The sequence below is a fragment of the Flavobacterium zhairuonense genome, from assembly GCF_004352915.1.
GTDB lineage: Bacteria > Bacteroidota > Bacteroidia > Flavobacteriales > Flavobacteriaceae > Flavobacterium > Flavobacterium zhairuonense.
Genome location: NZ_SJSY01000068.1, coordinates 43,526 through 60,827, shown reverse-complemented (window position 1 = coordinate 60,827; position 17,302 = coordinate 43,526). Strand labels below are relative to the sequence as shown.

Sequence of the window (17,302 nt, the reverse complement as noted above, 5' to 3'; positions counted from 1 at the left end):
TTAGTCCCAAATCCACTGCAGTACCGGAACGTTATCACTCATTTATAAAGCAACTTTCAATTGAAAATTATCAAGAAAATACTATTTACAATTGTTATAATTTCAGTAATTGGATTTGCAATTATTTCTGATGTTTTCGACAGAAGACAATATTACTCAACATTCCCACCGGAAGAAGAACTTACTGAGTTTTTTATGTACAAAACAACTGAAGAGCAAGAAAAAGCCTCTGAAGAGAATTTTGGAAATGAAAAATATAACTTTCCAAGAGAAGAAGTTGCAGAAGTAAAACTTTTTAGAAATACATTTTTAGTAAGTCGGTTGACTTCAAAAACATTATCAGAATCAAGTAAAACAAAAATAATTTCTTTTTTTAATGATCCTGTTAATTTTGATTGGTCAGAAACAACTTGGGAAGTTACCGATTCAGAATATATTTTGAGATTTTATAATAAAGAAGAAAAGGAAATAGGCAAAATTTGGTTGTGTTTAGAAGATTGCGGAATGATAAAATCAATTCCTTTTTCACCGAATATGAAATATGGCGGATTGAGCGAAAAAGGAAGAAAAAATATTAATCGAATTTTAAACAAAATATTAGCTGAATAGAATACGAGTGATAACAGCTAATACAACGTTAGCAACTATTGTGGAAAAAATCTGAATCCAAACAACAACTGATTTATATGAAATCATTAAAATTAAAAATCATAGTTTTCTTAACTATTTTATCATTTAATATTCTAAGTGCCCAACAGAAAATAAAACTTAATTTTAAAAGAATTGAACTAATATATTACGAAACAAATGGAAATCCGTTAAAAATTAACGTTACAGACTATGCACAAATAAATGAATACGGGATTGTTACTGTTCATTTAAATGGTAACAATGGATTAAAATTTTACCGGTACCAATTATCAAATGAACTTATGAATCAAATTAATTCATTAATGATTGGTAAAAATTCTTTAAAGAAACAATTGGTTAAAACTAAAATGGAAGCTGGAAAACATTATGCGGGAAGTTATAACTTTATTACTTTCGACAACGAAGAATTGTGTTTTGTAGAACCATATATGTCAAAGGCATTTAATTTAATTTTTAACCAATTAGAAGATATTATACTGAAACAATCTGAAAATGCAGAAATTGAAAATCCAAAATTCAAAATTAAAGAAATAGAAAAGCGGGTTCTAATCGAACACAAAAAATCTAATTATCTACCGAAAATTGTACAGCCACCAAGTATGAAATAAAACAACAACTGTCAACTACAACGGATTTGAGCAATAGCCTTAATGGATAATTTCCTAAAATCATTTCTAAAAAAAGGAATACCTATCTTTGCATTCGAAATCAATCAAAATGAAAGCAAACGACAATTCTGAAAAAAGCAATTTACATCCAAGAAATCTTCATCGTTCGCGATATGATTTTGAACTCTTAATTTCAAATTGTCCTGAATTAAAAGCTTTTGTTGCTATAAATAAACACGGAATAGAAACCGTAGATTTTAGTAATCCATCCGCGGTAAAAACATTAAATAGAGCTCTTTTACAAACCTATTATAGTATTCAAAACTGGAATATTCCTTTACATTATCTTTGTCCGCCAATTCCAGGAAGAGCAGATTACATTCATTATATCGCTGATTTATTGGCAGAAACGAACAACGGAATCATTCCGAAAGGAAATTCGGTTTTAGGTTTAGATATCGGAACGGGTGCAAATTTGATCTATCCGATATTAGGAAATTCGATTTACAATTGGAGTTTTGTTGGAACAGATATTGACAAAAAAGCAATTGAAAACTGCAGTAAAATAATAGAAAATAATCCAAAATTAATCGATACAATCAGTTTACAGCAACAAACTGAATCCCGATTTATTTTCAAAAACATCATTATTCCCGAAGATAAATTCACTTTCACCATGTGCAATCCGCCATTTCATGCATCGGCACAAGAAGCAAATAAAAGTGCTTCAAGAAAAGTTTCGAATTTAAATCCAAAAGAAAAAAGAAGTACAAATCCGGTTTTAAACTTTGGTGGCCAAAATGCCGAATTATGGTGCAATGGCGGCGAAATCGGATTTATTACACAAATGATTTACGAAAGCGCAAAATACGCTTCACAATGTTTATGGTTTACTACATTGGTTTCAAAAAAAGAAAATCTTTCTTCTATTTATAAAACTCTGAAAAAAGTAAATGCTGTTTCTGTCAAAACTATTGATATGGCGCAAGGCCAAAAAAACAGCCGTATTGTTGCCTGGAGTTTTTTAAATGAAACGGAGAAGAAAACATGGAAATTTTTAAGATTTATTCAGGTATCATATTAAATTATGTTTTGTAACTTCGAGTAAATTATAATATCATGAACACTCTTCAACTTAAAAATATTTTGATTTCTGAAATTGAAAAAATTGATGACGATATGTTTTTATCTGCATTAAAAACAATTTTAGACAGCCGTAAAACTTCACCTAAAGATTATTTAGAACAATATAATGAAGAATTAAAAGTTGCTGAAGAAGACATTCGAGAAGGCAATTTTTATTCTCATGATGATGTTAAAAATAAAATTGAGGAATGGAAAAAAAAATAATTTGGTCAAAATCAACTAGAAAAAATCTATTTCCATTTATTCAAAGAATCTAAAAGCAAAAATGTTCCAAACAAAGTAATTGACACCATTTATAATTCAGTATCAATCTTAAGTACAAATTGGGAAATTTATGAATTGGATGAGATGAAAATTCCCAACAGTGTAAATTATCGAGCCTACGAAATTTACAATTATCGAATATCTTATAAAATAACCGAGAAAGATATTCATATTTTAAGAATTCGACATACAAGTCGTAAACCTAAAAAACTTCAAAATCTAAAATACTGATTTTCAGCTCCAACTCTTGATTATATAATTTGCTTTCGCTACATTTATTGTAAACAATTAAATATCAAGACTATGGCAGAATATGTTGGTTATCTCGCATCGGTTTTTATTGTTGGAGGTTTTTTGCTGAAAAACCTCAGAACAATTCGGTTTATTAATATGTTTGGCTGTATCTGTTTTGTCATTTATGGTATTTTTTTAAATGACTATCGAGATTTTAATCAATGGCTTTGGCCTGTAATTATTCCAAATGCTATTTTAGCTTTTGTGCAGATTTATTATCTGACCAAGAAAAGTGAGGAATCTTAAAATTATACTATTTTCAAACTAAATTCTGAAACTTCTTCGAAATTAGATTGTTGTACCTTTAAAAGTAAATTTAATTTTATGAGTACTTCAAAAATATTCGTTCAATTATTCGTTGTTTTTTTACTCGCAGGATGTGCTTCTTCTAAAAAAGAAAAATTTGAAGATTACGTTTTTAAAACAAAAATCGATAAACAACATTACATTGACGCTTACGACAAAGCCCTTAAACTTTGGGACATTCCTTATACGGAAGAAAATGTAAAAACTAGTTTTGGAACGGCACACGTCATCATTGCTGGACCAAAAAACGGAAAAGATCTTGTATTGCTTCACGGCATGGACGCCAGTTCCACAATGTGGTATCCGAATATTAACGCATTGGCAAAAAATCATCGAATTTATGCTATCGATTTTTTAATGGAACCGAACAAATCAACCTTAACCACAAAACCACTTTCAAAAGAGGAAATTGTCGCTTGGTACAACGAAATTTTCGATCATTATAAATTAAAGAAATTTAATATTATCGGCGCTTCACGCGGAGGCTGGATTGCGACATTATTGGCCATTCAAAAAGACAATTCGATTGACAAAATTGTTTTATTAAGTCCCGCCCAAACCTTCAAATTTATTGACAAACCTCGAAAAACATCATCGGCTTTGCTTTTAAAACTTTTTCCGAGCGAAAAGAAATTCAGCAAAACCTTAAAAACATTTTCTACGCATCCTGAAAAAATCAGCCCCGTTTATAACAGGCAATTTTATTTGGCGAATAAATATGCAAAATCAAACTCCAGTATGCTCAAAATGACGCCTTTTTCAGATGATGAATTAAAGTCGATTCAAAATCCTGTTTTGGTATTAATTGGTGATCATGATGTTATTAATTCCGATGAAAGTTTAGAACGCGCAAAAAAACATCTAATTCATAACAAAACCGAAACAATTAAAGATGCAGGACATTTTTTATCCATAGATCAATCGAAAATTGTTAATGATCAGATTAGTGATTTTCTAGAATAGCATATAATGTGTAGTCCCTACGGGACAATTTTGTTGTTTGCAAACTTTTTTTTCTACCGATATTAAACTCCTAACGGAGTATTCTTCTAGAATCTGATTTTTATCAAATTACTCCGTTAGGAGTTTAATATCCGTAGAAAAAATATCGATCAAAACGAATGTCCCATAGGGAATACACCGTAAAATAATTTGTGGAAATCCTTATAATTTATGGCAATCCTATTTAGCTTTTTTATAGGATTCAAACTTCGTATCTTTACAAAACTAATTTTTCATCAATAAAAAATGAATTTTCAAGTAGCTTCAGAATATAGTCCAAAAGGAGATCAGCCACAAGCCATACAAAAACTTGCACAAGGTGTTGAAGATGGCGAAAAATATCAAACTTTATTAGGAGTTACAGGATCTGGTAAAACCTTTACAGTTGCGAATGTTATTCAAGAAGTGCAGCGCCCGACTTTGGTTTTGGCACACAATAAAACTTTGGCGGCGCAATTGTATTCAGAATTCAAACAGTTTTTCCCAAATAATGCGGTTGAATATTTCGTTTCGTACTACGACTATTATCAGCCAGAAGCTTTTATGCCGGTTACAGGCGTATTTATTGAAAAAGATTTATCTATAAATGAAGAATTAGAAAAGATGCGTTTGAGTACGACTTCTTCTCTGCTTTCTGGGCGACGTGATGTTTTGGTTGTTGCTTCTGTTTCATGCTTATATGGTATTGGAAATCCTGTGGAATTTCAGAAAAATGTAATTGAAATCACTAGAGATCAGGTTATTTCGAGAACTAAATTATTACATAGTTTAGTTCAAAGTCTATATGCCAGAACGGAAGCCGATTTTAATCCAGGAACTTTCAGAATCAAAGGAGATACGGTAGAAGTATATCCAAGTTATGCTGATGATGCCTATCGCATTCACTTTTTTGGAGATGAAATTGAGGAAATAGAATCATTTGATGCTCAAACTTCCAAAGTAATCGAGAAATTCAAAAGATTGACCATTTATCCTGCCAATATGTTTGTGACTTCGCCAGAAGTTTTACAAGGTGCTATCTGGCAGATTCAGCAAGATTTAGTAAAACAAGTGGATTATTTCAAAGAAATAGGCAAACACTTGGAAGCAAAACGACTTGAAGAACGAACTAATTTCGATTTAGAAATGATTCGCGAATTGGGTTATTGCTCCGGAATTGAGAATTATTCTCGTTATTTAGACGGACGTGAAGCTGGAACAAGACCTTTCTGTTTGTTAGATTATTTTCCGAGCGATTATTTAATGGTTGTTGACGAAAGCCATGTAACCGTTTCCCAAGTTCATGCGATGTACGGTGGCGATCGAAGCCGTAAAGAAAACTTGGTAGAATACGGTTTCCGTTTGCCAGCTGCAATGGATAACCGACCTTTGAAATTTGAAGAATTTGAAGCTTTACAGAATCAAGTCATTTATGTTTCTGCAACTCCGGCCGATTATGAATTACAAAAATCAGACGGGATTTATGTAGAGCAGATTATTCGTCCAACTGGATTATTAGATCCTATTATTGAAGTTCGCCCAAGTTTGAATCAGATTGATGATTTGATTGAAGAAATTCAAGTGCGTTGCGAATTAGACGAAAGAGTTTTGGTGACAACTTTAACCAAAAGAATGGCCGAAGAATTAGCCAAATATTTGACCAAAGTAAATATTCGTTGTCGATATATTCATTCTGAAGTTGATACTTTAGAACGCATCGAAATCATGCAGGATTTGCGAAAAGGTATTTTCGATGTTTTAATTGGAGTAAACTTGCTTCGTGAAGGTTTGGATTTGCCCGAAGTTTCACTTGTTGCAATTTTAGATGCCGATAAAGAAGGTTTTTTAAGAAACCACAGATCTTTGACGCAAACGATTGGGCGTGCCGCAAGAAACTTAAACGGAAAAGCCATTATGTATGCAGATAAAATTACAGCAAGCATGCAAAGAACAATTGATGAAACGAATTATCGCAGAACAAAACAGATCAATTTTAATACTGAAAACAATATAACACCTCAGGCTTTAAACAAAAAAATCGACAGCGCATTTACTAAAAATCCTTTGGTAGAATACGAATTAGGTCATACTTTACCAGTTGCTGCCGAACCAGAAACTGCTTATATGTCAAAAACTGATTTAGAAAAACTAATTCGTGAGAAACGCAAATCAATGGAGAAAGCAGCCAAAGAATTAGACTTTTTGCAAGCGGCCAAATTGCGTGATGATATCAAAAAACTTCAGGAACAACTATCTTAATTATGCTGTTCCTGAAAAACTTTCAATAATTTATTTGGGTCAATAATGGCATTTGGCGCCTTTTTCATCAGTTCCAAAACTCGTTTTACTGCAGTTGGATTTAATCCCATTTCGAGTGCAATTTGATGTATCGCTTTTGATTCTTTTTCATGCAAGATGCCATCGCAATGCATAATCAAAGCCAATCTATAAAATTGCTGAATGCGCTGAAATTCAGATCTGGCGACTTTAGTTTTATATTCTTGATGAAATAAATCCTTAAATTCTTCTTTGCTGATATTCAATTCCTCAGCAACAATCCACAGAAAATCTACCTCACGTTTATGCAAATGCCCGTCAATGGTCGCAAATGCAATCATTTCTAAAAGTAAACCTCTTTTTTCTTCCTCTGTATTCATCAAATTTGTTATTTTTAGCTAAAATATTACTTTAAATCTAAAATACAATAACTGATGATAAGGGGATTCTGCTTTTTTATTTTATTGATGCTTGCAAATGTTGGAAATGCGCAGGAAAGCACGGCATCCAAAAACGTATCCACTTTTACGATTGAAGCACCTCAGCTTAAAACCACAAAAAAAATCTGGCTTTATTTACCGGAAGGCTATGCCACTTCACCTAAAAAAAAATACAGTGTTATTTATATGCATGATGCTCAAAATTTGTTTGATGCCAAAACTTCTTTTGTTGGCGAATGGAATGTAGATGAAAAACTGGATAGTTTGAAAGCTCCTGTAATTATTGTTGGAATTGAGCACGGAAACGACAAACGCATTGACGAATTGACTCCTTATAAAAATGAAAAATATGGCGGAGGTAATGCCGATAATTATCTTGATTTTATAGTTAAAACTTTAAAACCTTATATCGACAAAAACTACAGAACTAAAACCAAAGCAAAAAACACAACAATAATGGGAAGCTCTCTTGGTGGTTTGGTTTCTTATTATGCTATTTTAAAATATCCAGAAATTTTTGGCAATGCGGGTATTTTTTCCCCATCCTTTTGGTTTACAAACGACATTTATACTTTAACAGAGCAAGCTCCAAAAAATAAAACGCGCATCTATTTTCTTTGTGGAGACAAAGAAAGTGATGATATGGTAAATGATTTACATAAGATGGAACGCTTATTAGACAAGAACCGCTGTTATTGTCTTCATCTAACCAAAACTAGAATTGTACCTGGTGGCCAGCATAACGAAAAATTATGGAGAGATGGCTTTGTAAAAGCAGTTCTTTGGCTTGGTTATTGAGCAAAATACACATAAAAAAACAACATAAAAACGATGAAACTAATTTTAAGAGAATACAACCTAAAACTAAAACATACCTTCACAATTTCAAGGGAATCTATTGATTTTCAACCTTCTTTAATTGTAGAATTACAAAGCGATGGCTTTTCTGGTTTTGGAGAAGCAACTTCAAATCCGTATTACAAAACGACAGTTCCAATGATGATTCAGGATCTGGAAAAAATCAGAAGCATTATTGAAAATACCGAAGACGAAACTCCAGAAGTATTTTGGTCAAAAATACATCCGTATTTAAAAGACGATATGTTTGCACTTTGCGCTTTAGATTTAGCTTATAATGATTTGTATGCACGTAAAAAAGGCAAAAAATTATACGAATTGTGGAACTATACTACTGAAAGAAATCCGATGACAGATTACACAATCGGAATTGCTTCTATTGACAAAATGGTTTCAAAAATGCAGGAACTTCCTTGGCCAATTTATAAAATCAAATTAGGTACGAAAGAAGATATTGCAATCGTAAAAGAACTCAGAAAACATACTGACGCTATTTTTAGAATTGACGCCAACTGTGGCTGGGGAGTTGAAGAAACGATCAACAATTCTGTTGAGCTTAAAAAATTAGGAGTTGAATTCCTAGAACAACCAATGAAAGCCGATAACTGGGAAGGTCATAAAGAAGTTTTTAAACATTCTGCACTTCCTGTAATCGCTGACGAAAGCTGTATTATCGAAGAAGATGTAGCAAAATGTCATAATCATTTTCATGGTGTAAATGTAAAACTGGTTAAATGTGGCGGATTGACACCTGGAAAACGCATGATTGAAGAAGCTAAAAAACTTGGCTTAAGAACAATGGTTGGTTGTATGACCGAATCTACTGTTGGGATTTCGGCAATTGCACATTTACTTCCACAGTTAGATTATGTTGATATGGATGGTGCTTTGCTATTAGACAAAGACATTGCTACTGGTGTGAAAATAAAAGATGGAGTCATTTCTTATTCCGATCTTAACGGAACCGGAGTTACACTTTTATAAAAAATGATAGTCGAAAAATTCCCTGACCGAATTATTGAGATTGACCAAAAACACTATTTGTATTTTGGCGGAACTGCTTATTTAGGTCTTCCAACAAATAAGGATTTTCAAAATTTAGTTGTTCAGAATATTTTAAATTGGGGAACTACTTATGGAAGTTCTAGAACTGCGAATATCAAGCTGAGTGCTTATGATAATGGCGAAAAGTTCTTAGCATCACATATTAGTTCAGAAAGCGCTATTACTGTTTCTTCAGGGATGCTTGCTGGAAAATTGGTTATCGATTTAATGAAAAAGCAAACCGATAGTTTTTTTCATTTGAATGATACACACAACGCTATCCAAACTGAAAATAGTTTTCCTGTATTCTTAAACGGAAATTTAAACGATCGTCTACTGGATTCAAAACCAGAAAAAATAACCATTCTTACCGATGGCGTTCCTTCGTTTGAGACAAAACCTGCCGATTTATCATTTTTAGAAAAAATTCCAAACCACAAAGAAATCACATTAATTATTGACGAATCGCATTCTTTGGGAATTGTTGGCAAAAATGGCAACGGAATTTATTCTTCCATTTCTTTTCCAATTAAAAGAAAAATCATGGTTTCTTCGTTAGGAAAAGCATTTGGATTAACAGGAGGTGTCATTGCAAGTGATTCTAAGTTCATTGAACAAATAAAGGAATTAGAAACTTTTACCAGTGCGGCTGGAATGAATCCTGCTTTTGTTCAAACAATTTTTGATGCAAAAGAAATTTATAACGTGCAGCATCAAAAACTGTTGGATAATTTGAATTATATCGATTCTATTTTAGTCCCAAACAGCAATATTAAGTTTGATAAAAGTTATCCGTTGATTTATATCTTATCACAAGAATTAGTAGAAAATCTAAAAGAAGAAAAAATTATTATTGCAAGTTTTAAATATACTAAAGAAGCTGATCCACTAAACCGAATTGTAATTACTGCTAATCATCTTAAAGACGATTTAGATAAAATTGTGGCTGTTTTAAATGTGCAATAATTTCGAAATTATTTCAAAATAGAAAATAAAAAAGAGGAAATCCCATAGCGAGATTTCCTCTTTTTTCATTTAAGTTATAGTGACTAAATTAATTTGCCCACCAAACTTTTGTTTCCATTTTGTCAGCTCCTTGAGCAGCGATTGCAGCATTGTAATTTTCTAAATTCAATGTTTTTACACTCGCTCCGTAAGCTTGTCTTTGCGGAATTGTAGCAGAACCAATCGCTCCAGCAGGAACAGTTAGAGCAACAGCATCAGCGCCAAATCTTCTCCACTCATTCCATCCTTCATAACCTTGCATATACAAAGCAATGTGTTTTTGGTAAGCAATAGATTTTATGTTTACATAAGGAAACTGTAAAACATAAGCATCAGCCGCTGCAGTTGTAACGCCCCATTGTGCCATAGAAGCTCTAATACCTTCAGCATAAAAAGTTGCTGCTGAACCCGAAATCCATCCTAAAGACGCAGCTTCAGCTTTCGCAAAAGAAACCTGTGCATAAGTATAGAAAAATGCAGGAGCAGTTTTATTTTTGATAATAGTATTCGTTATAAAAGAATAATTGGCAACAGTTGTATTTCCTACAGCCGAAGTAAGGCCACCTTTGTAAATTCCACCACCGTTAGTCGCTTTTTCTGCAAATTTTGCCAATCTAGGATCCTGTGGCGCAAGATTTGTTCCTGTACCAATCAATAAATTCACAAAAGGCTCACTTACTAAATAGTCTGTTCTAGTTTCAAAACGATCTTCCCAAGGATTATCATAAGCCTCATCAGTAATATAAGGATAGGTAAAGTTTTGTAAATTTGAAGCAATAGTTCCAGCGTTTAAAGCCTCAACAAATTTTGTTGCGGCATAACCTCCTGGAGCTGGAAATCTCTTCGATAAGCGCATCGCCATATTTAACTTTAAAGTATTTGCAAAACGTTTCCATTCAGACATCTGAGTCGCTTTTGTGGTAAAAATCACATCGCCTTTTGGTCCTGCACCAGCATCCATAAGTGCTACTGCATCAGTTAGATCTTTAAACAATCCATCATAAATAGCTTCTTGTGTATCAAATTTAGGAAATGGATTATCTAAGCCTTTTAAAGCTCCAGTATAAGGAACCATTCCCCAACGATCTGTGATATGCTGAAAAACATAAGCTTTCAAGATCATTGCTACAGCAATTTGGTTATTGTTTGAACCATTAGCTAATGCAGCTCCGGCCGTTGCTGCATCTTTGTTTAAATCTATAACTGCTTGCAAATTGTTTAGAATAGACACATAATTACTGGTATATTCAAAATTTACTACATCATAAATCGTTTCCTTAGGATATTGTCCGTTTGTGATATATTGAACATAACAAAGTGGTTCAGTAGCAGTAAGAATAGGCGACATTGATCTTTCGGCTCCTGTAAGTAACGAAGCTGTATTTGCGACACTAGGATAATTCGGATTTAAGTTGGTATCGCCAAAATCAGCATTATCACAAGAAACTGATACCAAAACAGTTGTTAGTGCTAAAATTGATGTTATTATTTTTTTCATTTTTATAATTATAAAGTTAGAACAACATTTAAACCAATAGATCTAGAATTTGGCAATTGAGCCGTTTCTATAAATGGCGTACTTGATGTATTATACGATTGAAGTTCAGATGGGTCGATATCACGATTTGCCGCATAAATCAACCATACATTGTTTGCATAAAGCGCAACATTGATTTTTTCAAAAGGTGTTTTATGCAATACACTTTTAGTTAAAGTATATCCAATTCTAACTGTTCTCAATTTTGCATATGAAGCGTCCTCTAAGAAAGGTTCAGTAATAGCTCTAATGTTTGACCAATATGTTCTAGTACTCACACGGTAAGCAACATCGGCACCAGTCGTACCATCCACACCTTCTACCAAAAGACCTCCTGAAGTTGGAGTTACTACAGAATTTAGCATCGCACCTGTAGCAATACTTGCACCAGTAGTAGCGTTTACGATAGGATCTCTCTTTGGATTTCCTAAATCATTGTCTCCAACTGTTTCAATACCAACTCCTGTTCTATTAATCAACGAATTAGAAACAGAATAATATTTACCGCCTTGTTGGAAATCAAATCCTAAACTTAAATCAAAATTTTTGTATTTAAATGAAGTCGTAAGACCTCCTGTATAGTTAGGCAAAACATTACCTAAATAAACTCCCAATTCTCTCACATAAGCTCCGGCAGTGGTTAATTTTGGTTTTCCATTTTCATCTCTTGCAATTCTGCTTCCGTAAATAGCTCCCCATTTTTCGCCTACTTGCTCCACCAACTGAACGTTACCCATATTTGAGTTTCCAGACTGAATAATATTTCTTGTAATTCCTGGAGCAATAGCTACTACTTGTCTATCTAAAGTGGCAAAATTTGCGCCGATATTCCATTCAAAATTATCTGTTTTTATTGGCGTTCCTGACAATGCAATTTCCCAACCTTTGTAAGTTTGTTTTCCTCCATTTACATAAACACCTCCAATTCCTGTTGAAGCATCTAAGTCTACTCTATAAGGCAATTCATTATCTAATCTGTCAAAATAAGAAACGTCTAATGAAAGTCTGTTATTAAAGAATTTCAAATCTATACCATATTCTTTTTCTTCGCGATTTCCACCTTTCAATCTTGGATTACTTGGTGTTGTTTGTGTTGACGAAACTGGATAAGTACCATAAGCTGTTCCGATTCCGTAAATAGGGCTTGTTAAATAAACTCCAGGAAACTGAGGCGCCATTGCATAACCAGCTCTCAATTTACCAAATGTAAAAAAACGATTTTCTGGAATAAATTTAGAGAAAACGAAACTTCCAGAAATACCATAAGTAGCTAATTTATTATCATTTACATCAGCAGTAGAAGCATAATCATTACGATAAGAACCATCAACATAAACAAAATCATCATAACCCACAGAAGCTGTTAAAAAAGCTGCACGGTTTTTTGTTTTGTATCTTTTATTATCAATAAGTGGTGTTCCCACAGAAGTACTGATACTGTAGAATCCTTCTGAAACTAAACCTCCAACAGTAGTATCGTCCATGTATGTTCTATCATAAAATTGATATTCGAAACCTAAATTTCCTGTGATATCAAATTTGTTGATTTTCTTTTTATAATTTAAAATACCTGAAATTTCATCTTTGTTCGTGATTTGAAGGCTTTCTTCATAAACAGGAACTTCGGCACCACCCCAAGCTTTGTAGATATCATAATAATTGTTTCCGATATATGTTTTTCTAATCTCTACAGTAGCTGCCAAATCATCAATAATTTGGTAAGAACCACCAATTTTACCATTGAAAGATTTTTGATCTTCGTTGTTTGGTTGTTCGTATTGATCAAAAAATGGAGAATTCCAACCTATAGATTTTCCATTAGTTGGGCTCGTTCTGTTCCAAGTTACAATTTTACCATTCATACGATAATTTCTTAAATCGTTCATGTTTAGTTGTCTTTGAAACCATTGTCTTAAACTCGCAACCGCCGGTAAGATTAAGTTTTTATCATTATATCCTGTAGTTTGTCTATCTTGAAATAAAACAGTTGAGAATACTTTAAATTTCTTACTCAAACTAGCCTCTACAGTAAGGTTTACATCATACTGAGTTCTTGCTGTATTTGGTACTATACCTTCTTTATCTGTTCTAGTGATACCAAAGTTTATAGAATAATCTTCACCACCCTTACCAACAGATAAACTAGATCTTTTAGTTACTCCGGTATTGTAAAAATCTTTAATATTATTTGGATTTGGAGAAAAAGGAGTTAGTTTACCAAATTCTGGCGTACCTTCTTCCCAGCTATTCCAAGCACGTACCATTTGGCCTTGCATTCTTGGCCCCCAGCTCTCATCCGCTGTATAATCAACAATATCCTGACCGTTGAAAGCAGCAAAAGAAGCAGGATCAGTAGCTGGATTATAAGTATATTTTGGAAAAGTTTGAGAATAACCTCCACCATACTCATTTTGAAATTTAGGCAATTCATAAGCATTTTCTAATGAAGAACTTACGTTAAACTCTACTGTAGTAGCACCTTTTTTTCCTCTTTTTGTTGTAATTACAATTGCACCATTTCTACCTTCTGGCCCGTAAAGCGCCGTTGCAGATAAACCTTTCAACGTATTGATACTTTCAATACTTTCCGGGTTAATATCACTAATAGTGTTTACTTTGATGTTATCAACTACATACAATACTCCCGTATCTCCGCGAAGTCTAAGCAAAGAGGTTCTAAAATCCCCACTCGGAGAACCTTGAAATTGAACACCAGCAATTTTTCCAGCCAATGCATTATTAATATCTGTTTCTCTCACCGTAACAACATCTGCAACTCGTACTTTTTGAGTAGCATAACCAAGTGATTTTTCGCTTCTCTTAAGCCCCAAAGCGGTCACTACAACTCCGTCAAGCTCTTTCGCATCAGAAAGCATCTTTATGTTTAATGTTGCACCAACCACAGTAGCTTTCGTTGATTTGAATCCGATATATGAAAAGATTAAAACAGAACCTTTATTGGAACTAATTTGATAATCTCCGTCAAATCCAGTCGTAGTTCCGCCTGAGCCTCCCTCTTCTTGAATATTAACTCCCGGCATAGGCATTCCTGTCTCATCAGTTACTGTTCCTTTGATCGTTATTTTTTGCGCAAACAAAATACTCGAAGCAAATAAGAACAAAACGAATGAAAAGATAAAATTCTTTTGTTTCATAAACTTTAGTTAAAAAATGGTTAATAAATTGGTTCGTTAATGCTGCAATTTAACATTTTATATCATTAAAATGCATTTTTCAAACAAAATACTATAAGAAATTTCTTCAACCCTGCATTTTACCGCAAAAAAAATACACAAAACAGCAAAAACAAAAACACAATTGTCTAACTTTTAACAAGTTATAAACTATAAAAGCGTTAGTTTCTCTCGATTATAAAAAGCAAAAAATCATCACAATTAAAAATTTAATGTAAATAACAATTTTAGCAGATTGTACCGTACCTTTGTAAAAAATAAACGATGACAAATAACGATATACTTAAAAAACTTCGCGTAGCTTTGATGCTCCGTGATGATCAAATAGTAGAAATTTTAGAATTAGTTGATTTTAGAATTTCAAAATCAGAATTGGGTGCGTTTTTTAGAGCTGAGGATCATCCGAACTATATGGAATGCGGCGATCAAATCTTACGTAATTTCTTAAATGGATTGGTTATTCATTTAAGAGGAACAAAAGAAAACCCTAAAAACCCAAATGACGTTTTAGCAAAACATAGAGCTGAAATTCCTAAAAAAGAAACTTCTAAAGAAAGACCTGAATTCAAAGCTGCTCCAAAAGATTCAGAAAAATATAGAGGCGATCAAAGCAAATCGGCTTCAGCAGCTGGAAAACCTAAAAAGAAAGCATTCCCGAAAGGAAATGGAAAACCAGTAATTGTAGAAAAAGTGGTTTTTAAAAACGGGAAGAATAAAAAATAATTTATTTAACCGCAAAGCACGCTAAGAATTACACAAAGATATTTAGCCACAGATTACACTGATTAAAAGGATTTTAAAAACCCGTATAATCCGTGTAATCTGTGGCTATTTTTTATGCTAACATTCTTCTTTCTAGCAGATTCTGCAGATTTTTCTTTTGTTTTATCTTTAAAAATCTGCCCAATCTGCGAGAGCAATTATGTAGCCCAAAGTTTTTTTCTCATAGTTTATTGTAGAGGCGCACAGCAGTGCGTCTACGCAACGTACTTCCGTTTATGTATTCACGATACGTAGACGCACTGCTGTGCGTCTCTACGATATACTTTGTCTTAAAAAATATTCTCAAAAAGGAATATTTGACGTTAAAACAAAAAAATCCCTCCGATTCTTGGAGGGATTTTCTATATAAATTGATTTCTTATTTAATTAAGAAAGAGCAGCTTTAACTTGGTCAGCAGCTTCTTGGAATTGAACTGCAGATAAGATTGGCATACCAGAGTTGTCAATTAATTCTTTTGCAATTTCAGCATTTGTTCCTTGCAAACGAACGATAATTGGCACTTTAATAGCATCACCCATGTTTTTGTAAGCATCAACAACACCTTGAGCAACACGGTCACAACGAACGATTCCTCCGAAGATGTTAATTAAAATAGCTTTTACGTTTGGATCTTTCAAGATAATTCTGAAAGCAGTTTCAACACGTTTTGCATCAGCAGTTCCTCCTACGTCAAGGAAGTTAGCAGGCTCAAAACCAGCGTATTTAATTAAATCCATAGTTGCCATTGCAAGACCAGCTCCGTTTACCATACATCCTACAGTACCGTCAAGGTCAACATAGTTTAGACCAACTTCTTTAGCTTCAACTTCGATTGGATTCTCCTCACGGATATCTCTCATTTCAGCATATTTAGGTTGTCTGTATAAAGCGTTATCGTCGATGTTAACTTTAGCGTCAACAGCTAAGATTTTGTTGTCAGATGTTTTTAAAACTGGGTTGATTTCAAACATAGAAGCATCAGAACCAATGTAAGCATTGTAAAGTGCGTCGATGAATTTAACCATTTCTTTGAAAGCGTTTCCAGAAAGGCCTAAGTTAAAAGCAATTCTTCTAGCTTGGAAACCTTGTAATCCTACAGTTGGATCAATTTCTTCAGTAAAGATTAAGTGTGGAGTGTGCTCAGCAACTTCTTCGATATCCATTCCACCTTCAGTAGAATACATGATCATGTTGCGTCCTGTACCTCTATTCAATAAAACAGAAACATAAAACTCAGAAGTTTCGCTTTCTCCAGGATAGTAAACATCTTCAGCAACTAAAACCTTGTTTACTTTTTTACCTTCAGGCGGTGTCTGAGGTGTGATCAACTGCATTCCGATGATTTGTTCTGCTAACTCTTCAACTTGCTGTAAGTTTTTTGCCAGCTTAACTCCACCACCTTTTCCACGACCACCTGCGTGAATTTGTGCTTTTATTACGTGCCATCCTGTACCAGTTTCGGCAGTTAATTGTTTTGCAGCAGCTACAGCTTCAACCGCATTATTAGCCACAATTCCGCGTTGAACGCGTACTCCGTAACTTGCTAAAATTTCTTTTCCTTGATATTCGTGTATGTTCATAATATAGAATTTGTCTGGTTCTGAATTTATTTCAGAATAAAAGTGCGACAAAAGTAGCAAAATTCAACTTAAAAGTAAAATCTTTTTCGAATTAAAAAATGACCCAATTTGTTATTAATCGGATATTCTTTTTGAAAGCAAACTTATCGTTAACGAATTGCATCGAAAAAGTTAACACAAAATCACTATATCGTTTGAGATTTAACAAAAAACCCTATTGAATTCTAGGCCTGACGACGATTTTTCCTAATATTATTTAATTGTTATTATGATTTTATCATTTCGCAATGCTTTAAATAATATTATTATCATTTAAGAACCGTTTTTCTAATATTACGACAAAAATGAAAGCAA

General features: G+C 33.3%; 16 protein-coding genes. 12 read left to right on the top strand and 4 right to left on the bottom strand.

Translation table 11 applies throughout. The features are described 5' to 3' along the window. The first annotated feature begins 60 nt into the window (after positions 1-60). From EYY60_RS06120 to uvrB, 8 genes are all read left to right on the top strand, one after another. The gene (locus EYY60_RS06120) at positions 61-609 is read left to right on the top strand and encodes a hypothetical protein (protein ID WP_132988505.1); all 549 of its coding nucleotides are present in this window, start codon (positions 61-63) and stop codon (positions 607-609) included. A 77-nt stretch (positions 610-686) separates the two neighbouring features. Continuing rightward, positions 687-1,259, top strand: coding sequence for a hypothetical protein (locus EYY60_RS06115; RefSeq protein WP_132988504.1), 573 nt, complete (start codon positions 687-689; stop codon positions 1,257-1,259). A gap of 109 nt (positions 1,260-1,368) precedes the next feature. Beyond that, the gene (gene rlmF, locus EYY60_RS06110) at positions 1,369-2,343 is read left to right on the top strand and encodes a 23S rRNA (adenine(1618)-N(6))-methyltransferase RlmF (protein WP_132988503.1); all 975 of its coding nucleotides are present in this window, start codon (positions 1,369-1,371) and stop codon (positions 2,341-2,343) included. 35 nt (positions 2,344-2,378) lie between these two features. After that, positions 2,379-2,609 (top strand): hypothetical protein, encoded by a 231-nt coding sequence (locus tag EYY60_RS06105; protein ID WP_132988502.1) that lies wholly within the window; start codon positions 2,379-2,381, stop codon positions 2,607-2,609. A gap of 24 nt (positions 2,610-2,633) precedes the next feature. Beyond that, complete coding sequence (locus tag EYY60_RS06100) at positions 2,634-2,900, top strand: type II toxin-antitoxin system RelE/ParE family toxin (RefSeq protein ID WP_235832300.1); 267 nt, start codon at positions 2,634-2,636, stop codon at positions 2,898-2,900. 72 nt (positions 2,901-2,972) lie between these two features. Next, positions 2,973-3,209 (top strand): uroporphyrinogen decarboxylase, encoded by a 237-nt coding sequence (locus EYY60_RS06095; RefSeq protein WP_132988501.1) that lies wholly within the window; start codon positions 2,973-2,975, stop codon positions 3,207-3,209. Between the two features lie 78 nt (positions 3,210-3,287). Beyond that, positions 3,288-4,232: an alpha/beta fold hydrolase gene (locus EYY60_RS06090; protein WP_132988500.1), complete on the top strand. Its 945-nt coding sequence runs from the start codon at positions 3,288-3,290 to the stop codon at positions 4,230-4,232. A 285-nt stretch (positions 4,233-4,517) separates the two neighbouring features. After that, positions 4,518-6,509, top strand: coding sequence for an excinuclease ABC subunit UvrB (gene uvrB, locus EYY60_RS06085; RefSeq protein WP_132988499.1), 1,992 nt, complete (start codon positions 4,518-4,520; stop codon positions 6,507-6,509). Here the strand turns inward: uvrB and EYY60_RS06080 are convergent. Next, positions 6,506-6,907, bottom strand: coding sequence for a TerB family tellurite resistance protein (locus EYY60_RS06080; RefSeq protein ID WP_132988498.1), 402 nt, complete (start codon positions 6,905-6,907; stop codon positions 6,506-6,508). The genes uvrB and EYY60_RS06080 overlap by 4 nt on opposite strands. 54 nt (positions 6,908-6,961) lie before the next feature. On the opposite strand from EYY60_RS06080, the gene EYY60_RS06075 reads away from it, so the two are divergent. From EYY60_RS06075 to EYY60_RS06065, 3 genes are read left to right on the top strand one after another with little or no spacing between them, the layout of a single operon-like run. Further along, positions 6,962-7,765, top strand: a complete 804-nt coding sequence (locus EYY60_RS06075) for an alpha/beta hydrolase (RefSeq protein WP_132988497.1) — start codon at positions 6,962-6,964, stop codon at positions 7,763-7,765. 33 nt (positions 7,766-7,798) lie between these two features. Further along, complete coding sequence (locus EYY60_RS06070; protein ID WP_132988496.1) at positions 7,799-8,809, top strand: dipeptide epimerase; 1,011 nt, start codon at positions 7,799-7,801, stop codon at positions 8,807-8,809. A gap of 3 nt (positions 8,810-8,812) precedes the next feature. Further along, positions 8,813-9,835, top strand: coding sequence for an aminotransferase class I/II-fold pyridoxal phosphate-dependent enzyme (locus tag EYY60_RS06065; protein ID WP_132988495.1), 1,023 nt, complete (start codon positions 8,813-8,815; stop codon positions 9,833-9,835). A gap of 88 nt (positions 9,836-9,923) precedes the next feature. Here the strand turns inward: EYY60_RS06065 and EYY60_RS06060 are convergent, their stop codons facing one another. Beyond that, a complete protein-coding gene (locus EYY60_RS06060; protein ID WP_132988494.1) occupies positions 9,924-11,372 on the bottom strand; it encodes a SusD/RagB family nutrient-binding outer membrane lipoprotein in 1,449 nt (482 codons plus the stop codon). A gap of 8 nt (positions 11,373-11,380) precedes the next feature. Then, entirely contained in the window at positions 11,381-14,566 is a 3,186-nt protein-coding gene (locus tag EYY60_RS06055) for a SusC/RagA family TonB-linked outer membrane protein (protein ID WP_132988493.1), read from the bottom strand. Between the two features lie 303 nt (positions 14,567-14,869). Here EYY60_RS06055 and EYY60_RS06050 point away from each other — a divergent pair, with 303 nt between their 5' ends. Further along, positions 14,870-15,328 carry a DUF1456 family protein gene (locus EYY60_RS06050; protein WP_132988492.1) on the top strand — a complete coding sequence of 153 codons (459 nt, stop codon included), beginning with the start codon at positions 14,870-14,872 and terminating at the stop codon, positions 15,326-15,328. Between the two features lie 426 nt (positions 15,329-15,754). On the opposite strand, the gene sucC is transcribed toward EYY60_RS06050, so the two are convergent. Continuing rightward, positions 15,755-16,948, bottom strand: coding sequence for an ADP-forming succinate--CoA ligase subunit beta (sucC, locus tag EYY60_RS06045; RefSeq protein WP_012024229.1), 1,194 nt, complete (start codon positions 16,946-16,948; stop codon positions 15,755-15,757). Positions 16,949-17,302: the final 354 nt, after the last annotated feature.

Excerpts from the sequence above, each read along its gene's own strand:
- sucC (WP_012024229.1), bottom strand. The coding sequence starts at position 16,948 with ATGAACATACACGAATATCAAGGAAAAGAAATTTTAGCAAGTTACGGA.
- EYY60_RS06065 (WP_132988495.1), top strand. The coding sequence starts at position 8,813 with ATGATAGTCGAAAAATTCCCTGACCGAATTATTGAGATTGACCAAAAA.
- EYY60_RS06090 (WP_132988500.1), top strand. The coding sequence starts at position 3,288 with ATGAGTACTTCAAAAATATTCGTTCAATTATTCGTTGTTTTTTTACTC.
- rlmF (WP_132988503.1), top strand. The coding sequence starts at position 1,369 with ATGAAAGCAAACGACAATTCTGAAAAAAGCAATTTACATCCAAGAAAT.
- EYY60_RS06075 (WP_132988497.1), top strand. The coding sequence starts at position 6,962 with ATGATAAGGGGATTCTGCTTTTTTATTTTATTGATGCTTGCAAATGTT.
- EYY60_RS06105 (WP_132988502.1), top strand. The coding sequence starts at position 2,379 with ATGAACACTCTTCAACTTAAAAATATTTTGATTTCTGAAATTGAAAAA.
- EYY60_RS06070 (WP_132988496.1), top strand. The coding sequence starts at position 7,799 with ATGAAACTAATTTTAAGAGAATACAACCTAAAACTAAAACATACCTTC.
- EYY60_RS06080 (WP_132988498.1), bottom strand. The coding sequence starts at position 6,907 with ATGAATACAGAGGAAGAAAAAAGAGGTTTACTTTTAGAAATGATTGCA.
- EYY60_RS06095 (WP_132988501.1), top strand. The coding sequence starts at position 2,973 with ATGGCAGAATATGTTGGTTATCTCGCATCGGTTTTTATTGTTGGAGGT.
- uvrB (WP_132988499.1), top strand. The coding sequence starts at position 4,518 with ATGAATTTTCAAGTAGCTTCAGAATATAGTCCAAAAGGAGATCAGCCA.
- EYY60_RS06055 (WP_132988493.1), bottom strand. The coding sequence starts at position 14,566 with ATGAAACAAAAGAATTTTATCTTTTCATTCGTTTTGTTCTTATTTGCT.
- EYY60_RS06115 (WP_132988504.1), top strand. The coding sequence starts at position 687 with ATGAAATCATTAAAATTAAAAATCATAGTTTTCTTAACTATTTTATCA.
- EYY60_RS06060 (WP_132988494.1), bottom strand. The coding sequence starts at position 11,372 with ATGAAAAAAATAATAACATCAATTTTAGCACTAACAACTGTTTTGGTA.
- EYY60_RS06050 (WP_132988492.1), top strand. The coding sequence starts at position 14,870 with ATGACAAATAACGATATACTTAAAAAACTTCGCGTAGCTTTGATGCTC.